2 tRNA genes are annotated in these 220 nt (G+C 55.0%); both read right to left on the bottom strand.

Annotated features, from left to right (window positions below):
- Window positions 1-3: 3 nt before the first annotated feature.
- Window positions 4-90 (bottom strand) — tRNA-Leu (locus C2M35_RS15445).
- A gap of 42 nt (window positions 91-132) precedes the next feature.
- Window positions 133-208, bottom strand: a tRNA-Gly gene (locus C2M35_RS15440).
- Window positions 209-220 lie beyond the last annotated feature (12 nt).

Genomic DNA, 220 nt, shown 5'->3' with positions numbered 1-220 from the left:
AAATGGTGCCCGGGGCCGGACTTGAACCGGCACGCTGTTACCAGCGAGGGATTTTAAATCCCTTGTGTCTACCAATTCCACCACCCGGGCGGATGGTCGACTCAAGAGTCGTACATACGAAGCGGAGGAGATTGGAGCGAGTAACGAGGTTCGAACTCGTGACCTCAACCTTGGCAAGGTTGCGCTCTACCAGCTGAGCTATACTCGCGTTCCATAGTGA

Origin of the sequence: Pseudoalteromonas sp. T1lg76, from assembly GCF_002964725.1 — a bacterium.
Classification (GTDB): domain Bacteria; phylum Pseudomonadota; class Gammaproteobacteria; order Enterobacterales; family Alteromonadaceae; genus Pseudoalteromonas.
The sequence above is the reverse complement of the archived record's forward strand: the minus strand, read 5'-3'. Positions and strand labels throughout refer to the sequence as shown.